At 71.5% G+C, this 20,363-nt stretch carries 20 protein-coding genes; 12 read left to right on the top strand and 8 right to left on the bottom strand.

The genetic code is table 11. The features are described 5' to 3' along the window. Window positions 1–127: 127 nt before the first annotated feature. Window positions 128–751 (top strand): TetR/AcrR family transcriptional regulator, encoded by a 624-nt coding sequence (locus tag AC5L3Z_RS19395; RefSeq protein WP_494843912.1) that lies wholly within the window; start codon window positions 128–130, stop codon window positions 749–751. 179 nt (window positions 752–930) lie between these two features. Next, window positions 931–1,902: a quinone oxidoreductase family protein gene (locus tag AC5L3Z_RS19390; protein WP_494843910.1), complete on the top strand. Its 972-nt coding sequence runs from the start codon at window positions 931–933 to the stop codon at window positions 1,900–1,902. Window positions 1,903–1,928: 26 nt separating this feature from the next. On the opposite strand, the gene AC5L3Z_RS19385 is transcribed toward AC5L3Z_RS19390, so the two are convergent. Both AC5L3Z_RS19385 and AC5L3Z_RS19380 read right to left on the bottom strand, forming a co-directional pair. Next, on the bottom strand, window positions 1,929–2,690 hold the full coding sequence (locus AC5L3Z_RS19385; RefSeq protein ID WP_494843908.1) for an NmrA family NAD(P)-binding protein: 762 nt from the start codon (window positions 2,688–2,690) through the stop codon (window positions 1,929–1,931). After that, window positions 2,666–2,833: a hypothetical protein gene (locus tag AC5L3Z_RS19380; RefSeq protein ID WP_494843906.1), complete on the bottom strand. Its 168-nt coding sequence runs from the start codon at window positions 2,831–2,833 to the stop codon at window positions 2,666–2,668. The genes AC5L3Z_RS19385 and AC5L3Z_RS19380 overlap by 25 nt, the downstream gene beginning before the upstream one ends. A 187-nt stretch (window positions 2,834–3,020) precedes the next feature. Between AC5L3Z_RS19380 and AC5L3Z_RS19375 the strand changes: the two genes are divergently transcribed. After that, entirely contained in the window at window positions 3,021–3,680 is a 660-nt protein-coding gene (locus AC5L3Z_RS19375; protein WP_494843905.1) for a DMT family transporter, read from the top strand. Here AC5L3Z_RS19375 and AC5L3Z_RS19370 read toward each other — a convergent pair. The 3 genes from AC5L3Z_RS19370 to AC5L3Z_RS19360 are packed head-to-tail and all read right to left on the bottom strand — an operon-like array spanning window position 3,629 to window position 6,354. Beyond that, on the bottom strand, window positions 3,629–4,528 hold the full coding sequence (locus AC5L3Z_RS19370; protein WP_494843903.1) for an SDR family oxidoreductase: 900 nt from the start codon (window positions 4,526–4,528) through the stop codon (window positions 3,629–3,631). The genes AC5L3Z_RS19375 and AC5L3Z_RS19370 overlap by 52 nt on opposite strands. A gap of 40 nt (window positions 4,529–4,568) precedes the next feature. Next, on the bottom strand, window positions 4,569–5,147 hold the full coding sequence (locus AC5L3Z_RS19365) for a hemerythrin domain-containing protein (RefSeq protein ID WP_494843902.1): 579 nt from the start codon (window positions 5,145–5,147) through the stop codon (window positions 4,569–4,571). Further along, complete coding sequence (locus tag AC5L3Z_RS19360; protein WP_494843900.1) at window positions 5,140–6,354, bottom strand: hypothetical protein; 1,215 nt, start codon at window positions 6,352–6,354, stop codon at window positions 5,140–5,142. The genes AC5L3Z_RS19365 and AC5L3Z_RS19360 overlap by 8 nt, the downstream gene beginning before the upstream one ends. A 510-nt stretch (window positions 6,355–6,864) precedes the next feature. Between AC5L3Z_RS19360 and hflX the strand changes: the two genes are divergently transcribed. From hflX to AC5L3Z_RS19345, 3 genes are all read left to right on the top strand, one after another. Beyond that, window positions 6,865–8,016 carry a GTPase HflX gene (gene hflX / locus AC5L3Z_RS19355; RefSeq protein ID WP_494843898.1) on the top strand — a complete coding sequence of 384 codons (1,152 nt, stop codon included), beginning with the start codon at window positions 6,865–6,867 and terminating at the stop codon, window positions 8,014–8,016. Window positions 8,017–8,083: 67 nt separating this feature from the next. Further along, window positions 8,084–8,539 carry a DUF4383 domain-containing protein gene (locus AC5L3Z_RS19350; RefSeq protein WP_494843896.1) on the top strand — a complete coding sequence of 152 codons (456 nt, stop codon included), beginning with the start codon at window positions 8,084–8,086 and terminating at the stop codon, window positions 8,537–8,539. Between the two features lie 170 nt (window positions 8,540–8,709). Beyond that, window positions 8,710–9,591, top strand: a complete 882-nt coding sequence (locus tag AC5L3Z_RS19345) for a bile acid:sodium symporter family protein (protein WP_494843894.1) — start codon at window positions 8,710–8,712, stop codon at window positions 9,589–9,591. A gap of 18 nt (window positions 9,592–9,609) precedes the next feature. Here AC5L3Z_RS19345 and AC5L3Z_RS19340 read toward each other — a convergent pair whose 3' ends face one another. Further along, window positions 9,610–10,572, bottom strand: a complete 963-nt coding sequence (locus tag AC5L3Z_RS19340) for an AraC family transcriptional regulator (RefSeq protein WP_494843893.1) — start codon at window positions 10,570–10,572, stop codon at window positions 9,610–9,612. A 330-nt stretch (window positions 10,573–10,902) separates the two neighbouring features. Between AC5L3Z_RS19340 and AC5L3Z_RS19335 the strand changes: the two genes are divergently transcribed. The 3 genes from AC5L3Z_RS19335 (at window position 10,903) to AC5L3Z_RS19325 (ending at window position 13,844) form a co-directional block, all read left to right on the top strand. Next, window positions 10,903–12,426 (top strand): flavin-containing monooxygenase, encoded by a 1,524-nt coding sequence (locus AC5L3Z_RS19335; protein WP_494843891.1) that lies wholly within the window; start codon window positions 10,903–10,905, stop codon window positions 12,424–12,426. A gap of 225 nt (window positions 12,427–12,651) precedes the next feature. Then, window positions 12,652–13,185 (top strand): RNA polymerase sigma factor, encoded by a 534-nt coding sequence (locus AC5L3Z_RS19330; RefSeq protein ID WP_494843889.1) that lies wholly within the window; start codon window positions 12,652–12,654, stop codon window positions 13,183–13,185. Next, window positions 13,182–13,844, top strand: a complete 663-nt coding sequence (locus AC5L3Z_RS19325; RefSeq protein WP_494843888.1) for a hypothetical protein — start codon at window positions 13,182–13,184, stop codon at window positions 13,842–13,844. The genes AC5L3Z_RS19330 and AC5L3Z_RS19325 overlap by 4 nt, the downstream gene beginning before the upstream one ends. Window positions 13,845–13,869: 25 nt before the next feature. Here AC5L3Z_RS19325 and AC5L3Z_RS19320 read toward each other — a convergent pair whose 3' ends face one another. Continuing rightward, the gene (locus AC5L3Z_RS19320; protein WP_494843886.1) at window positions 13,870–14,709 is read right to left on the bottom strand and encodes an endonuclease/exonuclease/phosphatase family protein; all 840 of its coding nucleotides are present in this window, start codon (window positions 14,707–14,709) and stop codon (window positions 13,870–13,872) included. Window positions 14,710–14,907: 198 nt separating this feature from the next. On the opposite strand from AC5L3Z_RS19320, the gene AC5L3Z_RS19315 reads away from it, so the two are divergent. Then, window positions 14,908–16,206, top strand: a complete 1,299-nt coding sequence (locus AC5L3Z_RS19315; protein ID WP_494843884.1) for a polysaccharide pyruvyl transferase family protein — start codon at window positions 14,908–14,910, stop codon at window positions 16,204–16,206. A 23-nt stretch (window positions 16,207–16,229) separates the two neighbouring features. Here AC5L3Z_RS19315 and AC5L3Z_RS19310 read toward each other — a convergent pair whose 3' ends face one another. Beyond that, on the bottom strand, window positions 16,230–17,054 hold the full coding sequence (locus tag AC5L3Z_RS19310) for a helix-turn-helix domain-containing protein (RefSeq protein ID WP_494843883.1): 825 nt from the start codon (window positions 17,052–17,054) through the stop codon (window positions 16,230–16,232). Between the two features lie 516 nt (window positions 17,055–17,570). Here AC5L3Z_RS19310 and AC5L3Z_RS19305 point away from each other — a divergent pair. After that, entirely contained in the window at window positions 17,571–18,905 is a 1,335-nt protein-coding gene (locus AC5L3Z_RS19305; RefSeq protein ID WP_494843882.1) for a right-handed parallel beta-helix repeat-containing protein, read from the top strand. A gap of 160 nt (window positions 18,906–19,065) precedes the next feature. Next, window positions 19,066–20,343, top strand: coding sequence for an ABC transporter substrate-binding protein (locus AC5L3Z_RS19300; RefSeq protein WP_494843881.1), 1,278 nt, complete (start codon window positions 19,066–19,068; stop codon window positions 20,341–20,343). The last annotated feature ends 20 nt before the right edge of the window (window positions 20,344–20,363 follow it).

The raw sequence follows: 20,363 nt of genomic DNA, 5'->3' as shown, positions 1-20,363 counted from the left end.
TGGGGTAAGGATACATGCAATGAAAGCAGAGGATCTGATCTCAACCGGGGCTGGCACCCGGCGCCGGCCGACCGGCCCGGCTGTCCAGGGCACCGGCGCCGCACGGCGGGTGCGGTAGCTTCCCGTCATGTCCGAGAAGCGCAACTATGTCTCCCCGTACCGGGACCGGGCAGCGGCGGCGACCCGCGAGACGATCCTGCGCTGCGCGACCGCGCTCTTCGCCGAGCACGGGTACGCCCGGATCACGGTGGCCGACATAGCCGCCTCCGCCGGAGTCGCCGTCCGGACGGTGTACGCGAGCGCCGGCAACAAGGCCGAGATCCTCGACCGGATCGTCGACGAGGCCGTGGCGGCCTCGGGCTACCGCCGCACCGTCGAGGAGATCTCGCGCACCGACTCGCCGGAGGCGGCGCTACGCCTCCTCGCGCGGGGCACGGGTGCGGGCAACCGGAGTCAGGAGACCGCCCTGACCGCCGTCCGTCAGGCCCTCCCGGTCCACGAGTCGGGCGAGGACCTCTGGCGCCGGGCCACCGAGGTCTACCGCGAGGCCCTGCGCGCGGTCGCCGGACACCTGCACGCCCTCGGTCAGCTCCCGCCCGGGCTCGACCCGGAGCAGACAGCCGACCTGCTCTGGCTGCTCTTCGGGCCGAACAGCTGGCACACCCTGGTGCACGAGTCGGGCTGGAGCTGGGAGGCGGCGGAGGAGACGCTCCACCGGCTGGCGGTGGCCGCCTTCGCCCGACCGGCCTGACCGGCGCGGGCCGCCGCCGCGATCACCCGCGCCGCGTCCGGCGCCGCACCGGTGGGTTCGCGGCCGGTAGCCCGACCGGGTGAACGGTGCTCCGGCCGGGACCGGCGGCGACGGGGGCACGGCATGCTGCCTTCGACGCCGCCGGTGCCCGCACGACACCGGGGCAGGGAGGAATTCCGATGGCAGACGGCGACGTGCCCGAGCGGATGCAGGCCGCGGCCTTCGACGAGTTCGGCGGCCCGGAGGTGATCACCCTGCGGATCCTGCCGGTGCCCAAGATCGCCACCAGCGAGGTCCTGATCAAGGTGTGGAGCGCCGGCGTGGGCGTGTGGGACGCCCTCGAACGGGAGGGCACGCTGGTGCCCGAGGGGAGCTCGTTCCCGATCGTGCCCGGTGCCGAGGCCGTCGGCAGCGTCGTCGCCGTCGGCCAGCAGGTGACCAACGTCGCCGTGGGCGACGTGGTCTACGTGTACGGCTACACCCGGCCGAAGGGCGGGTTCTACGCGGAGTACGCCGCGACGAAGGCGGAGTACGTCGCGAAGCTGCCGGCGGGGTTGCCGGTGGAGCACGCGGGGGCCATGCCCACCGACGCGCTGACCGCCCTGTCCGGCCTGGACACGCTCGGCCTGCCCGCCGGCGCGTGGGTGCTGATCCTCGGCGCGAGCGGCGGACAGGGACACCTGGCGCTGCAGCTGGCCAAGCGGCAGGGACTCAACGTGATCGCGGTGGCGTCCCGGGCGGAGGGAGTGGCCCTGGTGACCCGGCTCGGCGCCGACCTGGCCCTCGAGGGCCACGGTGACCCCGACGAGGTGCTCGGGCGGATCCGGGAGGTGGCGCCGGAGGGCGTCGACGGGCTGTTGGCGATGGTCGGTGGCCGGACGCTGGACAAGCTCGCCGAGGCGCTGCGCGACGGTGGTGTGCTCGCGTACCCGCACGGGGTGCAACCGGAACCGGGCGAGCGGCCCGGCGTGACGGTCCGGGCGTACGACGGCGAGACCGGCCCCCGGCAGTTGCAGCGGCTCAACGAACTCATCGAGGCGGGACCGTTCGAGGTGCACGTCGCCGAGAAGTTCCCGCTGGGGCAGGCGGCGGAGGCGCACCGTCGGCTGCAGACCTCCTTCACGGGCCGGTTGCTGCTCACGGTGGTCTGACCGGCGGCCCGGGCGAGAGGCGCGGCTCAGCCCAGGTAGAAGTCCCGGCGGGCGGCCACGAACGCCTCGACCGTCTGGGCGGGCACGCCGGTCAGGCGTTCGACGTCGTCGGTCGCGCGGTCGTAGTGGTTCTCCTGGTGCAGGCGGGCCATGGTGGCGATGTGCTTCTCGGTGTGCGACGGCAGGCCGGCCTTCGCGAGCGTCTCGGACTCCCACCGGTCCAGTGGCACGTCCACGTAGGACACCGGGCGTCCCAGTGCCCGGGAGAACTCCTCGACCATCTGCGTCATGTCGATCGCGCGTGGCCCGGTCAGCTCGTAGACGTGACCGATGTGCGGAGCCGGGTCGCTGAGCACCGTGGCGACCACCCGGGCGACGTCCGCCACGGCGACCGGCGAGGTGCGTCCGGTGCCGAACGGCAGCGCGATCGTGCCGTTGGCCCGGATCGAGTGCGCCGCCAGGGTGGTGAACAGCGGGTTGTCCAGGAACGACGTGGGCCGGATGTGCACCACCGGCAGACCCGACCAGTTCAGCACCTGCTCGGCCAGCCAGTGCAACCGCTGCTGGTGCGACTCGGCGGTGCTGGTGGCGGTCATCTGGGACACGGTCATCTGCGACATGGCCACCAGGGCCGCCAGCCGCCCGTGCTCCCGCGCCACGGTGGCCACCACGGTCGCCGCCAGCAGATGGTCCGGTGACACCGGCATCGCGAAGTACATCCGTCCGACCCCCTCCAGCGCGGCCGCGACGCTCTCGGGTCGGGTCAGGTCGCCGAGGACGACATCCACCCCAGCGCGCGCAGTTCGGCCGAGCGGTCGTCCTCGCGGCGGACCATCACGCGCACCGGCACGTCCTGCGCCCGCAGGTGGTCGAGGACCGCGCGGCCCACCCCACCGGCCCCGGGGATGAGGACGAGTTCGCTGTCAGCCATGGTGGTTCTCCTTCTGAACGCGGGGCACCCCGCGCGGATGGGTGTTCGCAGCGGGGGCACCGGCCGGGCACCGACCGGGGGAGCGAAGGTCGGGGGCGGCTGCGCCGGGTCCGCCGCCGCGCCGCGCAGGGCGCGGGAGAGGCGACGGACGGCCTCGTCCATGAGGTCGGCCGGGGCGGCGGCGTAGGTGAGGCGCAGGTGCGGGGCCGGGGGTTCGGCGGCGTACCAGGGGCGGCCGGGGAAGACGACGACGCCCTCGGCGGCCGCGGCGGCGGCCAGCGTCGGCGCCAGCGGTGCGGTACGCGGCGCCCTCGCCCCGGCCGACCTCTTCCTGCTCGCGGCGGTCGTGCTCTGCGGCCTGGGGTACGCCGAGGGCGGCGCGCTCGCCCGCGAGCTGGGCGGCGCCCGCACCATCTGCTGGGCGCTGCTGCTCTCGCTGCCGGTGACCCTGCCCACCACGGTCGTCGCCGCCGCGGCCGACCCGCCGCGCGCCGACGCCGCCGCCTGGTCGGCGTTCGGCTACCTCACCGTGGTCTCCATGTTCCTGGGCTTCTTCGCCTGGTACGCGGGCCTGGCCCGGGGCGGCATCGCGCGGATCGGTCAGGTCCAGCTCGCACAGCCGGTGCTCACCCTCGGCTGGGCGGCGCTGCTGCTCGGCGAGACCGTCACCCCCGCCTCGGTCGCGGCGGCGCTGGTGGTGCTGGGTTGCGTCGTACTGATCCAACGCACCCGCAACGGCCCGACGGGTCGCCCACGGCACCGCGTGGGCGACCCGTCGGATCCGGCGGACGAGGGTCAGGCCAGCGGCTTGCCGCCGGTGACGCCGAGCACCTCCCCGGTGATGTAGCTGGACTCCTGCGAGGCGAAGAAGACGAACGCCGGCGCGACCTCGGCCGGCTGCCCGGCGCGACCCAGCGGCACGTCCTTGCCGAACGACTCGACCTTCTCCTCCGCCATGGTGGCCGGGATCAGCGGGGTCCAGATCGGTCCGGGGGCGACGGCGTTGACCCGGATGCCCTGGGCGGCCAGGCCCTCGCCGAGGCCCTTGGTGAAGGCGATGATGCCGGCCTTCGTGGTGGCGTAGTCGAGCAGGTCGGGGGAGGGCTGGTAACCCTGGATCGACGCGGTGTTGATGATCGTGGAGCCCGGCTCCATGTGCGGCACGGCCGCCTTGGAGAGCCAGAACATGGCGTACAGGTTGGTCTTGAGCACCCGGTCGAACTGCTCGGTGGTGATGTCGGTGATCCCACCCGGCTGCGACATCTGGTACGCCGCGTTGTTGACCAGGATGTCCAGACCGCCGAGTTCGCTCACCGCCCGCGAGATGATCTCGCCGCAGTGCGCCTCGTCGCGGATGTCGCCGGGGACGGTGACGGCCTTGCGGCCGGCCTTCTCGACCAGCTGCGCGGTCTGCCGCGCGTCGTCCTCCTCCTCCGGCAGGTAGGCGATGAGCACGTCGGCGCCCTCGCGGGCGAAGGCGATCGCGACCGCCCGACCGATGCCGGAGTCGCCGCCGGTGATCACCGCCCGCTTGCCGGTCAACCGACCGGTGCCCTGGTAGCTCTCCTCACCGTGGTCGGGCTCGTCGGGCATCTCGCGGGTGGTGCCGGGCGCCGACTGCTGGCCCCCGGTCTGCTCGTCCGGTCCGCGGTACTGCTCCTTGGGGTCCTGTTCCTGGTACTGGTTGCCCTTCAACGGTCTGTCCTTTCTCGGTTCTTCCGGGCGGTGGTCGGCGTCAGCCGGCGGACGGTTTGCGGACCGCGTCCCGAACGCGGTCGATGACCGCGAGGGCGGGACCGGCCGCCAGGTTGCCCTTGGCCGACTGGGCGCCCGGGTGTGGCCGGGTCGGTGCGGTCGCCTCGGCGGCACGGACGGTGGCCGCCAGGGCCCGCAGCCGGCCGGCCGGCACGTGCTGGCGCAGCTGGGGGAACTCGTAGCGCTCCTCGTAGCGGGCGTGGGTGAGCACCGCGTCGCGGAGCAGGATGATGCCGGTGTCGAAGCCGTCGGCGTCCACCCCGCCGGCGATCAGGGTCCGCAGCGTCTCCTTGGCCTGCCGCTCCTCCTCGAGCCGGTCGTCGACCAGCGCGTCGTTGCCGCCGGGCAGGGTGCGGGTGAGCGGGTGGATCACCTCCTCCTCGGCGGTCTCGTGCGCGGCGAGCAGCTTGACCAGGTCGTCGAAGGCCTCCCGGCGGGTGTCGCCGGTGCTGCCGATGACCAGCAGGAACAGCTGCTCGACCTGCGCGTGCTGGGCGAGCAGCAGGTCGACCACGTCCTCCTCGGGGCCCGGGGTGGCCGGCGCGTCGGTGTCAGGCATGACTGCCGCCCCGCGCGCGCAGCCGCTCCACCGGGTGCGGCCCCTCGGTCTCGATGCGGTACTCGTCGCCGAAGCGCTCCCGGTGCAGGTCGATGACCTGCTCGCTCGGTGGCTGCTGGCCGTCGTGCAGTTGCCGTTGCATCCACTCGAAGCGCTCGTGCGCCTCGGTGACGTAGCCCTCGCCGAGCTTCGTCACGTCGACCGTGGTGGCCAGCAGGTGGCGCAGGTAGTCCTTGTTGGGCTCGAAGGTCAGCGGCTCGGGCAGGCCGGCGCTGCCGACGACCTGCTCGGGCTCCCGACCGTCGTGGCGGCGCAGGAGGTCGGCCGCCTGCTGGAGGTGGGCCAGCTCCATCTGCAGGTGCAGCTCCCAGACCGCCTTGACCTTCGGGTCGGTCTCCTGCTGCAGGAAGGAGTAGTAGAGCCAGCACTCGTTGTACTCGTGGGTCAGCAGCCGCTCCCACCAGTTCTCGTTCGGGTCCAGCAGCGACTCGTAGTGGGTGACGTGCTCCTGCTCGATCAGGCTGATCTCCTGGTAGAGCTGGCGCGCGATCGGTTCCATGTACTGCGGACCGACGTTCATGTAGTAGAACATCACCTGCTGCTCGGCGGAGAGGATCGTCAGCGCGTTCAGCTTGGAGCGCGGGTCGACCGAGTCGCGGTCGTACGGGGTGCGGACCTCGTCGAACGGGTGCCGGTGCTCCTGCACGGTGGGCCGGCCCGGCATGACCTCGGTCAGCCCGTCGACGATCTTCTCGGCCTTGCGCCGTTCCACCATCTCGTAGAGGTTGGCGTAGCGGTACAGGTGGTCGAAGTCCTCCAGCACGCCGAACTCGTACGCCTGCTTCAGGTACGGGTCGGGCTCGTGCCGGGCCACCCAGGCGGTGAGGTCGACGGCGACCTGCTCGTAGCCCAGCGTCGTCTCCAGCACGCTCGCCACGCCGGGCAGCAGCCAGTTCACCACCCGCTGCTGCTGGCTCTCCACGTACCGCACGTACGCCAGCTGCCGGCGGACCTCCTGGTCGGGGCAGTTGCGGGCGAACTGGTGCTGGAAGTTGATCGCCTCGACCTCGATACCGTTCATCGTGATGATCCGGCACCGGGTGTACGGGTCGACCGCCTCCGGGTCGATCGGTTCGACGTTCAGCTCGCGCCAGTTGCGGATCTGGCTCTCCAGGGGGATTCCCTTGTGATCCAGTGGATTGAACATCGTCTCTCCATTCGCGTCGGGGGTGCGCAGGGGGGTTCCTACCCGCAGATCCGGCGAGGAACCGCCCAAATGGGCTGTCTTGGTGAAAAACCGCGGAGGTCGGCCGGACCTCGCCGGGCGGGACGGTCCGCCGCGTCGGAGGTGCGCGGGCGGGCGTCGGCGATCACCTCGCGGGGCGGCCGAGCGGCAACGACGCGACGGGCGCGCCGAGCCGGCCGCTCCGTCCGGGCGCGGACCGACCCGGTTGGTCGTGGGGGACCGGGAACTGTCGACATGGCGCCTTCCGCCGCGCACCGGGGGATCACCCGTCCGTCCACGCGGAAACCGCGCGGCGGGGGCTGAAGGGCGCAGTTCTCGACCCGCGGGTCTCCCTACCCCCGAAAGCCCGCCCTACACCCCGGCCGGCCCCGCCCGCGTCGCCGTCCCCTGCCCCGGGACGGCCGTCGACCGCCGGCATGGTCGGCCGGGGCAAGGGTAGGCGGACACCACCGAGACGAGGTGAGGTGGACGATGGCGGGATCGTGGTTGCTGGGCCCGGACGCCGGCACGCCGGGGGAGCGGCCGACGGCGGTGCTGGTGGCGGTACGCGGGCAGGAAGGCGGTACCGACAGCGGACCGGGCTCGGAGACCTCCCTGACGGAGCTGCGCCGGCTCGCCGACACCGACGGCCTGACCGTCGCCGACGAGCTGGTGCAGAACCGGCCCACGCCCGACCCGGCCACCTACGTCGGCTCCGGCAAGGTCGACGAGCTGGCCGCCCTCGCCGAGCGGTCGCACGCCGACCTGGTGATCGCCGACGGCGAACTGACCCCCGGCCAGGTGCACAACCTGGAGCAGCGGGTCGGTGTGCGGGTCGTCGACCGCACCGCGCTGATCCTGGACATCTTCGCCGAGCACGCCCGCACCAGCGAGGGGCGGGTGCAGGTGGAACTGGCGCAGGTCGCGTACCAACTGCCCCGGCTGCGGGGCGACGGCCGTTCGATGTCGCGGGTGGGTGGCGGCCGGATGGCCGGCGGAGCGGGAATGGGTGTCCGTGGTCCCGGTGAGATGCGCCTCGAGAGCCAGCGGCGCACGTTGCGGCAGCGGGCCACCCGACTGCGCCGCAACGCCTCGGAGCTGGCCCGGCGACGGGAGCGCACCCGCAGCCGGCGGGCCCGCAACCAGGTGCCGTCGGTCTCCATCACCGGCTACACCAACGCCGGCAAGTCCGCCCTGCTCAACCGCCTCACCGGCGCCGACGCGCAGGTGCGGGACGTCCTGTTCGCCACCCTCGACCCCACCGTGCGACGGATCAGCACCGGCGAGCTCAGCTACACCGTCACCGACACGGTGGGCTTCGTCCGGCACCTGCCGCACCAGCTCGTGGACGCGTTCCGGTCGACGCTGGAGGAGGTCACCCGCAGCGACCTGACCCTGCACGTGGTCGACGCCGCCGCGCCCGACGCCCTGGACCAGATCACCACCGTGCACGGCGTGCTGCACGAGATCGGCGCGCGGGACGTCCCCGAGCTGCTGGTCCTCAACAAGATCGACGTAGCCCCGTCGGAGTGGGTGGACGCGCTGTGCCGGGTCCACCCCGAGGCCGTCCCGGTCTCCGCGCGGACCGGCGCGGGCATCGACCACCTCCGGGTCGAACTCGCCCGGCGGCTGCGGCAGCGGTGACCGACCGTCCGGTTTCGGCCTGACTCTCCGGGGGACATCAAGCGCACGTTCTTCGATGGAGGTAGCGATGGTCAACAGGTCCCGCTCGGGCGGCACTACCACGGGCAAGCACCCCGTCCGCACCGCCGCCCAGGTGGTCGGTGCGGTCTTCGTGCTGTTCGGCGTGCTCGGGTTCATCCCCGGCATCACCACCAACTTCGACACGATGCAGTTCGCCGGGCACGAGTCCGAGGCGAAGCTGCTCGGGTTGTTCCAGGTGTCGATCCTGCACAACCTGGTCCACCTGGCGTTCGGGGTCGCCGGCCTCGCGTTGGCCCGCACGATCTCCACCGCGCGGACGTACCTGATCGGTGGCGGCGCCATCTACCTGGTGCTCTGGCTCTACGGGCTGGTCGTCGACCACGACAGCGGGGCCAACTTCGTCCCGCTCAACAACGCCGACGACTGGCTGCACCTGTTCCTCGGCCTCGGCATGATCGCCCTCGGGATCGTGCTGACCCGGCGGCCCGCCGACCGTCGCTGACCGGCCCCGGCTGCGCCGCCCGTCGCGTACGGCCGCGGGCGGCGTCGCCGGGCGAACTGCTCTGCCGGCGGCGGCCGAGCGGGCGCCACTGGCGGGCGGGACGGGTAAGGCATCTGAATCTGCCGATCAAGTGGATGTCGCCCGGTGCCCGCACCGACCAGAATCCGCGCATGGATTCCTGGCTGACCACCGTGGGACTGCCCGTCGCCCTGGCGATCGTCATGCTCGGCCTCGGGCTCGGGCTGACGACTGCCGACTTCCGACGCGTCGCCACGTACCCCCTGCTCATGCTCGTCGCCCTCGGTTGCCAGGTCGTCGTCCTGCCCGCGATCTGCTTCGGGCTGGTCCTCGCCTTCGACCTCCGGCCGGAGCTGGCCGTCGGGATGATGCTGCTCGCCGCGTCGCCGGGGGGTACCACGGCCAACCTCTACAGTCATCTCTTCGGTGGCCACGTCGCAGTCAACGTGACGCTGACCGCCGTCAACTCGGTCCTGGCGGTGGTCACCCTGCCGCTGGTCGTCAACCTGTCGACCGACTACTTCCTGCCCGACAGCGAGTCCGTCGGCCTCCAGTTCGACAAGGTGCTCCAGGTCTTCGCGATCGTCCTCGTCCCGGTCGCGGTCGGTATGGCCGTGCGGGCGCGCTTCCCCGGCCTCGCCGACCGGCTCGCGAAGCCGGTCAAGGTCCTGTCGGTGGTCGTGCTGGTCGCGGTCATCGTCGGCGCCGTCCTCAAGGAGCGCGCCAACCTCGCCGACTACTTCATCGCCGTCGGCGCCGTCGTCCTGGTCTTCAACGTCATCAGCCTGGCCATCGGGTACGGCGTGCCGAGGCTGACCGGAGTGGGACGGCCCGAGTCCATCGCGTCGGGGATGGAGATCGGCATCCACAACAGCACCCTCGCCATCGCCGTGGCGATCAGCCCGTCGCTGCTGGACAACACCCGGATCGCCATCCCGGCCGCCGTCTACGGCATCGTCATGTTCTTCACCGCGGCGGCGTTCGGTCACCTCGTCACCCGCCGGAGGGAGCCCGCCGCCGCGGTCTCGCCCTGATCGACGATCGGGCGATCGTCAGCGACGCAGGGTCGCCGACGGCGATTCGCCGAAGCGGGCCCGGTACTCGCCGGCGAAGCGGCCGAGGTGGGCGAAGCCGTGCCGCAGGGCGACGGCCGTCACCGACGCCCCCGGACCTGCGGCGCGCAGCGCCTGGTGGACCGCGTCGAGCCGGCACGCCCGCAGGTACGCCGTCGGCGTGGTCCGCAGTTCGCGGCGGAAGCAGTCCTGCAGCGTCCGTACGCTCACCCCGAGCGCCTCCGCGACGTCGCCGACGGTCAGCGCCTCGCCGTGGTGGTCCCTGATCAGCGCGCAGGCCCGCCGGACGACGCGCCCCGGACTCGGGTGGCGTGCCGGCTCGGCGAGCAGCTCGGTGTGGGTGTGGTGGTGGGCCAGCAGCAGCTTGCCGATGAGCGCCTGCTCGAAGCGGCCGGCGACCTGTGCGTGGTCGAGCAGGGACGCGGTCGCCGGCTGGGCCAGTTCGTCGGCGAGGAAGTGCAGGCCCCGCGCCCACGCCCGCGCCGCCGGGGTGCCCATGGCCATGCCGACGTCGAAGCGGACCGGTCCGTCCACCGGGCGGCCCAGCAGCCGGGTGAGCTCCCGGTGGACGGCGCGCCGGTCGGCGTAGAAGATCCGGTGCGGCGACCCCTCGGACCAGTGCATGTCCGAGACCTCGTAGGGCGACAGGACCGAGGCGACGCCGGGCGTCGAGGTCACGGTGTGGCCGGCATGCCGGACCACCGTGCCGCCGTCGAGGGGAATCTGCACCAGGTAGAAGTCCTCCAGTGCGGCGGGTTGGATCCGCACCGCCCGCCCGTAGTCGAGGTCGATGACGCCCACGCCGCCGACCCGGCGGGCCTCCATCCGCAGTCGGACGTCGCGGACGCCCGACTGGGGAGTGAGCCGGTGGGGACAGAAGACCCGACCCACCTCCGCGCGAGCGTGTTCGACGTCGTCGGTCCTGACCGTCGCGGCGTCCATCCGGCACCTCCGACCGGGCTGAGGTGGCTGCGCACCAGCGGGGACGTTCGTCGGACGACGGTCTGCCCCGGGAAGGCCCGGCGGCCGGGCGTCCTGACGCGCCAACCCTAGGACGTGGCCGGCCTCGACAGGGTGGTAGAGCCGCGGACCCGACAGGAGGCGGATGCGGTGGTCGGGCACCGGACCGCCGGCGCCGACCGGTCGCGCGGAGCGGACACCGCCCGCGTACGACGGATAGCGACCTCCGCGGGCCGCTGGTTAGCGTGCGAACGCCGCCGGCATTCCCCCGCCGCGGCCCCGTCAGCGGGTCACACTCCCTGGGAGGCTGCCATGAGGATCGCCATCGTCGGTGCCGGATTCGCCGGACTGAGCGCCGCCAAGGTGCTGCGGCAGAGTGGCTTCGACGTCACCGTGTTCGACAAGACGCCCGACGTCGGCGGGGTGTGGAGCCGTACCCGGCGGTACCCCGGCCTGCGTACGCAGAACAACAAGGGCACCTACCACCTCTCCGACCTGCCCATGCCGGCGCACTACCCCGAGTGGCCGACCGGTGAGCAGGTCCAGCGTTACCTTGAGAGCTACGTGGACACGTTCGGGCTCGACGCCGTCCTGCGCCTGTCCACCGAGGTGCTCTCCGCCGAACTCGTGGACGGCGAGACCGAGTGGTTGATCGCGTCGCGGCCGACGGGCAGTCAGGACCCGCCGACCCGCAAGCGGTACGACCACCTCGTCGTGGCCAACGGCATCTTCAGCGATCCCGTCGTCCCGCCCTTCCCCGGTCGCGCCGAATTCACCGCCGCCGGGGGTCGCGTCCTGGCCTCCGGGGAGTTCCACGACCTCGAGACGGCCCGGGGCAGGAACGTCGTCGTCGTCGGCTACGGCAAGTCGTCCTGTGACGTGGCGATCCCGCTGAGCGACGTCGCCGCCCAGACCCACCTCGTGGCGCGGGAGCTGCTCTGGAAGATGCCCAAGAAGCTCGCCGGTGCCGTCAACTACAAGTACCTGCTGCTCACCCGGATGGGCGAGGCGCTGTTCCGGTACCTCAGCCCGAAGGGCTTCGAGCGGTTCCTGCACGGTCCCGGAAACGGCCTCCGTCGCCGCATGCTCGACAGCGTCGGGTCCGTCGCGACCCGGCAGTTGAAGCTGCGCGAGCTGGGCCTCGTGCCGAACGGGACCTTCGAGGACATCGCCCGGAGCACCGTCAGCCTCGCGACGGACGGCTTCTTCGAGCGGGTCGCCGAGGGCCGGATCGTCGTCCACCGGGACCGGGTGATCAGCGAACTCCTGGTCGACGACGGACGACCGGCCGCCCGCCTCGCCGACGGCACGGTGCTCCCCGCGGACCTGGTGATCTGTGGCACCGGTTTCCGGCAGCACGTGCCGTTCTTCGACGCGGCGCTGCACGCCCGTCTGGAGGACGGCTCGGGCAACTTCATGCTCTACCGCCAGATCCTGCCGGTCGACGTCCCGCGCCTCACCTTCGCCGGCTACAACTCCTCGTTCTTCAGCCCGCTCGGCGCGGAGATGGCCGCGGTCTGGACAGCCGCCCACCTGCGGGGCGGGATCACGCTGCCGTCCCGGGAGCGGATGCGCGAGGAGGTGCGCGCGCGCCTGGAGTGGATGACGGCGCGGACCAAGGGACACCACGCCCGGGGCACGAACATCATCCCGTTCTCGATGCACAACATCGACGAGGTGCTCGACGAACTCGGGCTCAACCTCGGCCGCCTGGCCCGTGCCCGACAGTGGCTGGCGCCGGTCGACCCGCGCTCCTACCGGAGGGTGACCTCCCGCATGATCCAGCGCACGACAGCGGCGACCGGGGACCGGTCGTCGGTGCGGGAAGGCGTCTGAGCTCCTGGCCGCCCGATCAGCAGGTCGGGGTGGTGGCCCTTGCACCGGGCGCTCCCTCTGAACGTCGACCCACCGGTCCGGCTCCGGGTGTTCCGGAGCCGGACCGGACCCGGCGCGGTGGCTGTGCCGACGGACCCGTTGGGCGGACCGTGACGGTGTGCCGTGAACCTCCACGCCGCCGGGCGCGACTGTCCTGGTGTGGCAGACCGGCGGACGGGAGACGGTGTGGAGCGGACCAGGCGCGACGCCCTGCTGGTCGTACGCGCGCAACTCGGTGACCGGCGGTCGCTGGCCGAGTTGGTCGGGCACTGGCACGAGCCGCTGTGGTGGTACGTCCGCCGGATGCTCGACGGGCCGGCGACCGCCGACGACGTGAGCCAGGAGGCGTGGGCGGCGGCACTTCGGGCGCTGCCCGACCTGCGGCAGCCGGAGCGGTTCGCGCCGTGGCTGTTCACCATCGCCCGTCGCGCGGTGATGAACCAGCTCCGGGACCGGTATCGGCAGGCCGACCTGGTGGCGGGGGACGAGGCCGTCGAGGACGACGTCGCCGGGGTGCTGGACCGCCGGCAGGTCGTCGACGGGCTGACCACGCTGGCGCCCCGGGACCGGGACGCGCTGGTCCTCTTCTACCTGCACGACTTCACCCTGCAGGAGTGCGCGCAGGTGTTGCAGGTCCCGCCCGGAACGGTCAAGTCCCGGCTGCACCGCGCCCGCCGGCTGTTGCACGACCACCTTGTCGAGAAGGGCTACCGCGCATGACCGACGGACCGGGCTACCCGCCCCAGCACCTCGTGCGTGACCTGTCGCTGCCCCGGCGCGTGGGCCACCTGGTGGCCGGTTTCGGCGGCCTCGCCATGGCCGTGCTCATCGCCGTGCTGTGGGCGACCGAACCGGGCACTCCGCCGGCCCGGACCCGGCTCGCCTTCGCCGCGATGATCGTCGTCGGCCTGGCCGGGGCCGGCCTCGCCGGCTGGGCGCTGGCCCGCCGTCCGCTGTTCGCCGCCGACCGGGTCATCGCCGCCGGTCTCGCCCTGACCGCCAGCACCGTGGTCACCGTCGTCACCGTGGTGATCACCGTGGCCCAGGGCAGCACCCGGGGGCTGCTGGCCGCCGTCGCCCTGGGGTTGGCTCTCATCGGCGCCGCGGGCGTGGCACTGGCCCGCGCCCGCGCCCACCGCGGCGAGTTGCTGGCCCGCCGGCGCGAACTCGAACACCGGCCGGACCCGGCGTTGCGCCCTCGCGCGGAGGGCCGGGAGGCGCACCCGACGCCAGGGAAGGCGGCGGGCGGCCGTCGCCCGCTGCCGGTCGGCCCGTTGGCGCTCGCCCTGCGTCACCTCTCCGCAGGGGGGCGGGTCTCGGTCCTCGCCACGGTCCTCGCGGCGGGCCTGATCGCCGGCGCTGTCCTGCTGCTGCGCTGAGCCGGACCGTCCGCGGCCCGAGGTGTCAGGCGGTCGGCGGATGGGCGATCGTCAAGGTGACCAGGAAACTCGGGTGGTCGGTCGTCCCGCCCATGCCGATCGACCGGCGGGACCGGACGACGACGTCGGCCGTCGCCACCACCTGCTGCACGGCGCCGTCGTCGACCCGCAGAAAGCCCGACGGTACGCAGGACCGCACGTCGGGTGAGCCGCCGTGTCGCAGGTTGAGGTCGCCGCCCAGCACGGTGGGCTGCCGGGGGGCGTTCAGCCGCAGGGCCGGGACGACCGTACCGAGCAGGTGGACGCACTGGGCGAGCGCGACGGCCGGGCTGGTGTTCGCCAGGTGCGTGGTGCAGGCGCGGACGACCGTGGCGTCGACGCAGAGCCAGGCCCGCTCCTCGGGGTCGGCCAGGTCCTGCGTGGGGTGGATGCCGCCGTGCACCGCGTGCCCACGGTAGGGCGCCGGGATGTGCACCACCAGTCCGACACCGAACGGCTGGCCGTTGCGGCACCGGAGGGCGCCGCCGGTGCGGCGGTCGCCGACAGCCTCGAAGGCCCCGACGACGGTCCCGTCACGGTGGACGTCCGCCATCGTCCGCTCCAGCGTGGACACGTCGTCCCGGCAGACCTCGTTGAGGGTGACCAGGTCCGGCGCCTCGGCCCGGATCACGCGGGCCGCCTCGGGCACCGAGCGGCCCGTGTAGCAGCCGGCCAGGCCGCTGTTGCACAGGTTCATCTGGAGCACCCGCAACGGCGTGGACCCGGTCGTCCCGGCGACCGAGGACCCGGCCGGCACCGCGGCGACGCAGACCAGGCAGAGCACGGCCGCCAGGCGTCGGAGATCGCGGTACCAAGGACCAGCCATGCACCCGCCCCGGAGATCGGCTGGTGGAAAGTGTAGGCGGAGGTCGATGGAAAAGTCACGTCGCGGCCATGCCTCTCACGCATTCCTCGTGCTGTTCGTGGCGCCCCGATCGGCCTTCGCATTCATATCGAAAAGAACATGGCAAAACCCGATGCGGCATTATTGACGCCCCACGGAGTGGCGACAGTTAATGGGTGCATGTTGAGCAGACGCGCCTTTCTGGAAGCGGCAACGGCGACCGGACTCGTGACCCAACTGGGCTCGGGTACGGCCGGCGGCGACGGCGCCACCTCCGCCGGGCCGGCCGGGGCCGGGGATCGGGGGCCGCGCATCCTGCTCCGGTCCTCCTGGCAGACGGTCAACATCGGCGACGTGGCACATACCCCGGGCGTCCTGGCCCTGATCGAGAAGCACATCCCCGACGCCGAGGTGCAGCTGTGGCCCAGCAGCCTCGCCGACGGGGTGGCGGCGATGCTGCGCGAACGGTTCCCGAAGGTCACGGTGATCGACAGGTCCGCCGCCGGGATCGAGGCGGCGTTCGCCCACAATGACTTCCTCCTGCACGGATCCGGGCCCTACCTGGTGGCGGCCGACGACGTGGCGAGGTGGCGCGCGCGGACGGGAAAGCCCTACGGCGTCTACGGGATCACGCTCAGCGACCCGGACCGGAGGACCCTGGATCTCCTCAACGGCGCGAAGTTCGTCTTCTTCCGTGACACGGTGTCGATGGAGAACGCGCTCGCCGGGGGTCTGACGCAGCCGGAGCCGGTCGTGCGGTTCGGCCCGGACGGCGCGTTCGCCACCGACCTCGCCGATGACGCCGCGGCTGACGCCTTCCTGCGGGCGAACGGCCTGGAGGTGGGCAGGTTCCTCTGCTGCATCCCGCGCTACCGGGTCACCCCGTACTGGGAGATCTACGACCGGGTGCCGACGGAGGTCGAGAAGGCGAGCGACGCCTACAACCAGCGGATGAAGGAGCACGACCACGCCCCGCTCCGGGCCGCGATCACCGCCGTCGTGCGGCAGACGGACCAGAAGGTCCTCATCTGCCCGGAGGACCGCAGTCAGGTGCGGCTGGGCCGGGAGATGCTGTTCGACAAGCTGCCGGAGGACGTCCGACGGCGGGTGGTCTGGCGGGACACCTTCTGGTCGCTCGACGAGGCGCGCAGCACCTACCTGCGTTCGGCCGGGGTGTTCGGCCACGAGATGCATTCGCCGATCATGTGCGTCGGCGGCGGGATCCCGGCGGTGGTGTGCCGCTGGAGGCAGCAGACGACCAAGGGCTTCATGTGGCGCGACATCGGCCTGGGGGAGTGGCTGTTCGACATGGACGACGAGGCGTCGATCGCCGGCATCGTCCCGGCCGTTCTCGCCATCGCGACCGATCCCGGCGCCGCGAGGGCGAAGACCGCCGCCGCCCTCGACCGGGTGCGGCAGCGGCAGCGCGCCACCATGGCGAAGGTGGCCAGGGAGGCCCGGCGCGGGGTGGGTACCTGACACGCGGCGGGGGATCGGCCCGGTCAGCCGGGCGGGAGGCGGTAGGTGCGACGGTAGGCCGCCGGCGACTGCCCGCACGCGGCGGTGAAGCTGGCGTAGAGGCGGCTGACCGAGCCGAAGCCCGCCGCGTGGGCCACCTCCGTGACGGTCGCGTCGGTGGTGAGCAGCAGTCGCTCGGCCTCGGCCACCCGACACTGCTCCAGGTAGCGGCCGATGGTCAGGCCGGTCACCCGGCGGAAGATGGTCATCGCGTAGCGCGGGTGGAGATGGACCGTGTCGGCGACGTCGGCCACGCTGATCCGCTCGGCGAAATGCCGGGCGGCGTAGCGGGCCATCGTGGTGACCTGGCCGACCGCGCCGTCCTCCTGCCGTTGGGTGACCGGCGGCGGATCGGTCTCCCGGGCGTGCAGGAGTCGGCGGACGTACGCCTGGGTCTCCAGCAGGGCGATGGCGCGCAACTCGGCGTCCCCGCCGGCCAGCTCGGTCGACCACTGTCGGAACCGCCCGGTCGAGGAATCCTGCGGCACCACCACCGGCCAGCCGCGGAGCGAGCGGTCGAGCCCCGCCCGGTCCAGGCCCCAGGAGAGCACGGTGTCCATCGGCAGGTTGAGCCACCAGACGTGCGCATCGGGTGTCGCGGTGAGGACCTGGTGCGGAATGGCCGCCCAGAACAGCGCCGTCGTACCCGCCCGCAGTTCGACGTAGCGCCCGCCGAACAGGTACGCCAGACCGCCCTCCTCGACGATGTTGATCTCGATGTCCTGGTGCCGGTGGGCCCGGCTCATGACCCCCGGCGTGCCCTGCCAGCAGGAGAGGCCGAGGTCGTGCTCCAACAGCGAAGTGGTCATCTGAGCATCCGGGAAAGAGTGATGATCTGCGGCGAAGGTTTACCTGCCGTCTCAGCATACGCTCCCGATACGAAACAAGATTGAGTCATGGACGATGGAGGGTCGATGTCGAAAATTCAGACCGACGGCGATGTCCGACGCCTCGACGAAACGGGTCGCACGGCCCGGTCCGACAGAATTTCCGCGCGGCCCGCGCCGGCCGGGGAGGTCGCCGTGTACTGGTCCGGATAGTGGATGACGCACCCCGGAGATGATGACGCCGGCATCGCTGCGACGATTCTTCACGACGGTCGCCGGTCGATCTGTCGCGCCATTCGGCACAGTCGTCCGACGCAATTTCAAGAGATACATAGACGTTAATATGTGGTAACGTCCTCGAAACATGTTGCGGAGCGCTTGATGAGCACCCGGACAACACTCGATCGCGGTTTCCGAATCAGGCAGCTCCGTGGCGACGCACCGACCGCGCACCATCTCGACGATGTCCCGGGCGCGGTCCGTCTCGAGGAGGAAGCCATGCGACGAACCCAGGTGTACGGCACCGCGTCAGTGCTGGCGGTGCTGATCACCCTGCCGGGCGGCGCGGCCCACGGCGTCGGCCCCCGGCAGTCGACGACGTTCTACGTGAGCGCGTACGGCTCGGACACCAACAGCGGGCGTTCCGTCACGTCGCCGTTCCGGACCATCCAGCGAGCGGCGAACCTGACCAACCCCGGCGACACGGTGAACATCATGAACGGCACCTACGGCGACACGTCGATCGAGGGCGTCGTCCAGATCACCCGTTCCGGCGCACCAGGAAGGAGCATCACATACCAGGCGCTGCCCGGTCACCGACCGGTGCTCAAGCCGGTGACGGGATGGAACGGAATCGTGCTCATCGGGGCGTCGCACATCACCATTCAGGGTCTGGAAATCAAGGGTGACAGCGACAACATCACCCTGGCGGAGGCCAAGAAGGGCGCCAGCGCCGAGCGGCCGAGATTCAACACCAACTGCATCAACACCCGCGAGGACCGCGTCACCGGCGCGCTCTCGCACCACCTGGTCATCCGCAACAACCATCTGCACAAATGCCCGGGCGCCGGCATCGGCGTCCTCTATGCCGACCATGTTCTCATCGAGAACAACCGGATCCACTCCACCTCGTGGTACACCGTCTTCGCCACCAGTGGCATCTCGGTCTACGAGCCGATCGACGTCGCTCCGCCCGCGCCCGGGCAGGAATACAAGGTCGTCATCAGGAACAACATCTCCTACGACAACGAGAACAAGGTCGAGTGGATCGCCTGCGGCTGCATTTCCGACGGCAACGGCATCATCGTCGACGACACCAAGCACGAGCAGAGCGGCAAACGGCCGTACACAGGGCGGATCCTGGTCGCCAACAACATCGTCTTCAACAACGGTGGGTCCGGAATCCACTCCTATCTCAGCAGGGACGTCGACATCGTCCACAACACCGCCTACCTCAACTCCCGGAGCCCGGCACTGAGCAACCCGAACATCGGCGCCTGGGACAGCACCAATGTGAACATCCTCAACAACATCTCCTACGCCCGGCCGGGCAAGGCCACCAATTTCACCTACCGGAACGTCAACGTCCGGCACGACTACAACATCTACTACGGCGGGCTGCCGCCGCAGGTCCGAGGGCCCCGGGACCTGATCGTCGATCCGCAGTTCGTCAGCCCGAGCACCGATCCGGCGAGGGCCAACTTCTGGCTCCGGCCGACGTCGCCGGCGATCGACAGCGGCGTCACCTTCCGGGCCGTGCAGCGCGACTACTTCGGCACCCGGCGGCCGTACGGGGCCGCGCACGACCGGGGCGCCCTCGAACACGTCAGGTGACCGAGGCCGCCCGGCACCGGTCGATGGTGTCCGCGGTCGGCCGCGGACACCATCGACAGCCGGTTGCGAACCACAGCGAGACATCGATGTCCACGGTCCGTTCGTGCTCCGCCGCCCTCGGCGGGGCAGCCACGAACGGTCACCATCTGGAGGCGAGAAGATGTTCACACTCCGATCCCGATCCGTTCGCGCGCTGGCCGCCGGTGTGGCCGCAGCCCTGGTGCTGACCGCGTGCGCCGGCACCGACGACGGTGACGGCGGTTCACCGGAGGGCACCGTGACGCTGCGGGTGAACTACTGGGGCGACTTCGGCCTCGACGAGTTGGTTCCGCGATACACCGCGGCCCATCCGCACATCAGGATCCAGCTCAACGCCGGTGACTACAGCCAGCAGCACGAGGACCTGCAGAAGTTCCTCGTCGCCGGCTCGGGCGCTCCGGACATCGCGGCCATCGACGAGAGCCAGGCCGTGCAGTTCCGCAACCAGGCATCGAAGTTTGTCAACCTCCTCGACAAGGGCGCCGGCGCGTACGAGGACGACTACCTGCCGTGGAACTGGCAGCTGCTCCGCTCGCCCGAGGGACGGCAGGTCGGCCTCGGCACCGACGTCGGCGGACAGGCCATCTGCTACCGCACGGACCTGTTCGAGGCGGCCGGACTGCCGACCGACCGGGACAAGGTCTCCGCCCTCTGGCCGACCTGGGACGCGTTCCTGGCCGCCGGCAAGCGGTACGAGCAGGGCTCGGGCGGGAAGAAGTTCGTCGACGGCGCCGGCCTCTTCCTGGAGATGGTCATCCGGCAGCAGCCGGTCGGCTACTTCGGCCCGGACGAGAAGCTGGCCATGGACGGCGGTCCCCGGGTCGGTTGGGAGCTCGCCACCGCCCTGGTCTCCGAGGGGCTGTCGGCCAACCTGCAACCCTTCACCCCGGAATGGAACGCCGCGATGAAGAACGGCGGATTCGCCGCGCTGACCTGCCCGGCCTGGATGCAGGGCTACATCCAGGGCCAGGCGCCGAACACCAAGGGCAGGTGGGACATCGCCTATCCGCCGGGGGGCGGGGGAAATCTGGGCGGTTCGTTCTGGAGCATTCCCGCCCAGGGCCGGCACACCGACGAGGCGTACAAGTTCGTCGAGTGGCTGATCCAACCGGAACAGCAGATCGCCATCTTCAAGAAGGTGGGCAACCTGCCCTCCCAGCCGGCGCTCTACGACGACCCGGCCATCCGCGACTTCCGGAACCCCTTCTTCAACGACGCGCCGGTGGGGAGGATCTTCCCGGACACCGCCCGGAAGGTGACCCCGCAGTACCAGGGGCGACTCACCGACCAGGTCCGCACCGCGGTGTCGAACGTGCTGGACCAGGTCCAGCAGGGCAAGATCAGCGGCCCCGCGGCCTGGGAGAAGGCCAGGTCCGAAGCGGAACGGGCCGCCCGCTGAGGCACCGGCCGTCTCCCGCC

Source organism: Micromonospora sp. LZ37, assembly GCF_059359015.1.
Note: the sequence above shows the minus strand (reverse complement) of the source record. Positions and strands in the feature narration are given on the sequence as shown.

Excerpts from the sequence above, each read along its gene's own strand:
- AC5L3Z_RS19325 (WP_494843888.1), top strand. The coding sequence starts at position 13,182 with ATGACCGACGGACCGGGCTACCCGCCCCAGCACCTCGTGCGTGACCTG.
- AC5L3Z_RS19335 (WP_494843891.1), top strand. The coding sequence starts at position 10,903 with ATGAGGATCGCCATCGTCGGTGCCGGATTCGCCGGACTGAGCGCCGCC.
- hflX (WP_494843898.1), top strand. The coding sequence starts at position 6,865 with ATGGCGGGATCGTGGTTGCTGGGCCCGGACGCCGGCACGCCGGGGGAG.
- AC5L3Z_RS19310 (WP_494843883.1), bottom strand. The coding sequence starts at position 17,054 with ATGACCACTTCGCTGTTGGAGCACGACCTCGGCCTCTCCTGCTGGCAG.
- AC5L3Z_RS19340 (WP_494843893.1), bottom strand. The coding sequence starts at position 10,572 with ATGGACGCCGCGACGGTCAGGACCGACGACGTCGAACACGCTCGCGCG.
- AC5L3Z_RS19320 (WP_494843886.1), bottom strand. The coding sequence starts at position 14,709 with ATGGCTGGTCCTTGGTACCGCGATCTCCGACGCCTGGCGGCCGTGCTC.
- AC5L3Z_RS19350 (WP_494843896.1), top strand. The coding sequence starts at position 8,084 with ATGGTCAACAGGTCCCGCTCGGGCGGCACTACCACGGGCAAGCACCCC.
- AC5L3Z_RS19315 (WP_494843884.1), top strand. The coding sequence starts at position 14,908 with ATGTTGAGCAGACGCGCCTTTCTGGAAGCGGCAACGGCGACCGGACTC.
- AC5L3Z_RS19360 (WP_494843900.1), bottom strand. The coding sequence starts at position 6,354 with ATGTTCAATCCACTGGATCACAAGGGAATCCCCCTGGAGAGCCAGATC.
- AC5L3Z_RS19345 (WP_494843894.1), top strand. The coding sequence starts at position 8,710 with ATGGATTCCTGGCTGACCACCGTGGGACTGCCCGTCGCCCTGGCGATC.
- AC5L3Z_RS19300 (WP_494843881.1), top strand. The coding sequence starts at position 19,066 with ATGTTCACACTCCGATCCCGATCCGTTCGCGCGCTGGCCGCCGGTGTG.
- AC5L3Z_RS19305 (WP_494843882.1), top strand. The coding sequence starts at position 17,571 with ATGCGACGAACCCAGGTGTACGGCACCGCGTCAGTGCTGGCGGTGCTG.
- AC5L3Z_RS19365 (WP_494843902.1), bottom strand. The coding sequence starts at position 5,147 with ATGCCTGACACCGACGCGCCGGCCACCCCGGGCCCCGAGGAGGACGTG.
- AC5L3Z_RS19395 (WP_494843912.1), top strand. The coding sequence starts at position 128 with ATGTCCGAGAAGCGCAACTATGTCTCCCCGTACCGGGACCGGGCAGCG.
- AC5L3Z_RS19380 (WP_494843906.1), bottom strand. The coding sequence starts at position 2,833 with ATGGCTGACAGCGAACTCGTCCTCATCCCCGGGGCCGGTGGGGTGGGC.
- AC5L3Z_RS19390 (WP_494843910.1), top strand. The coding sequence starts at position 931 with ATGGCAGACGGCGACGTGCCCGAGCGGATGCAGGCCGCGGCCTTCGAC.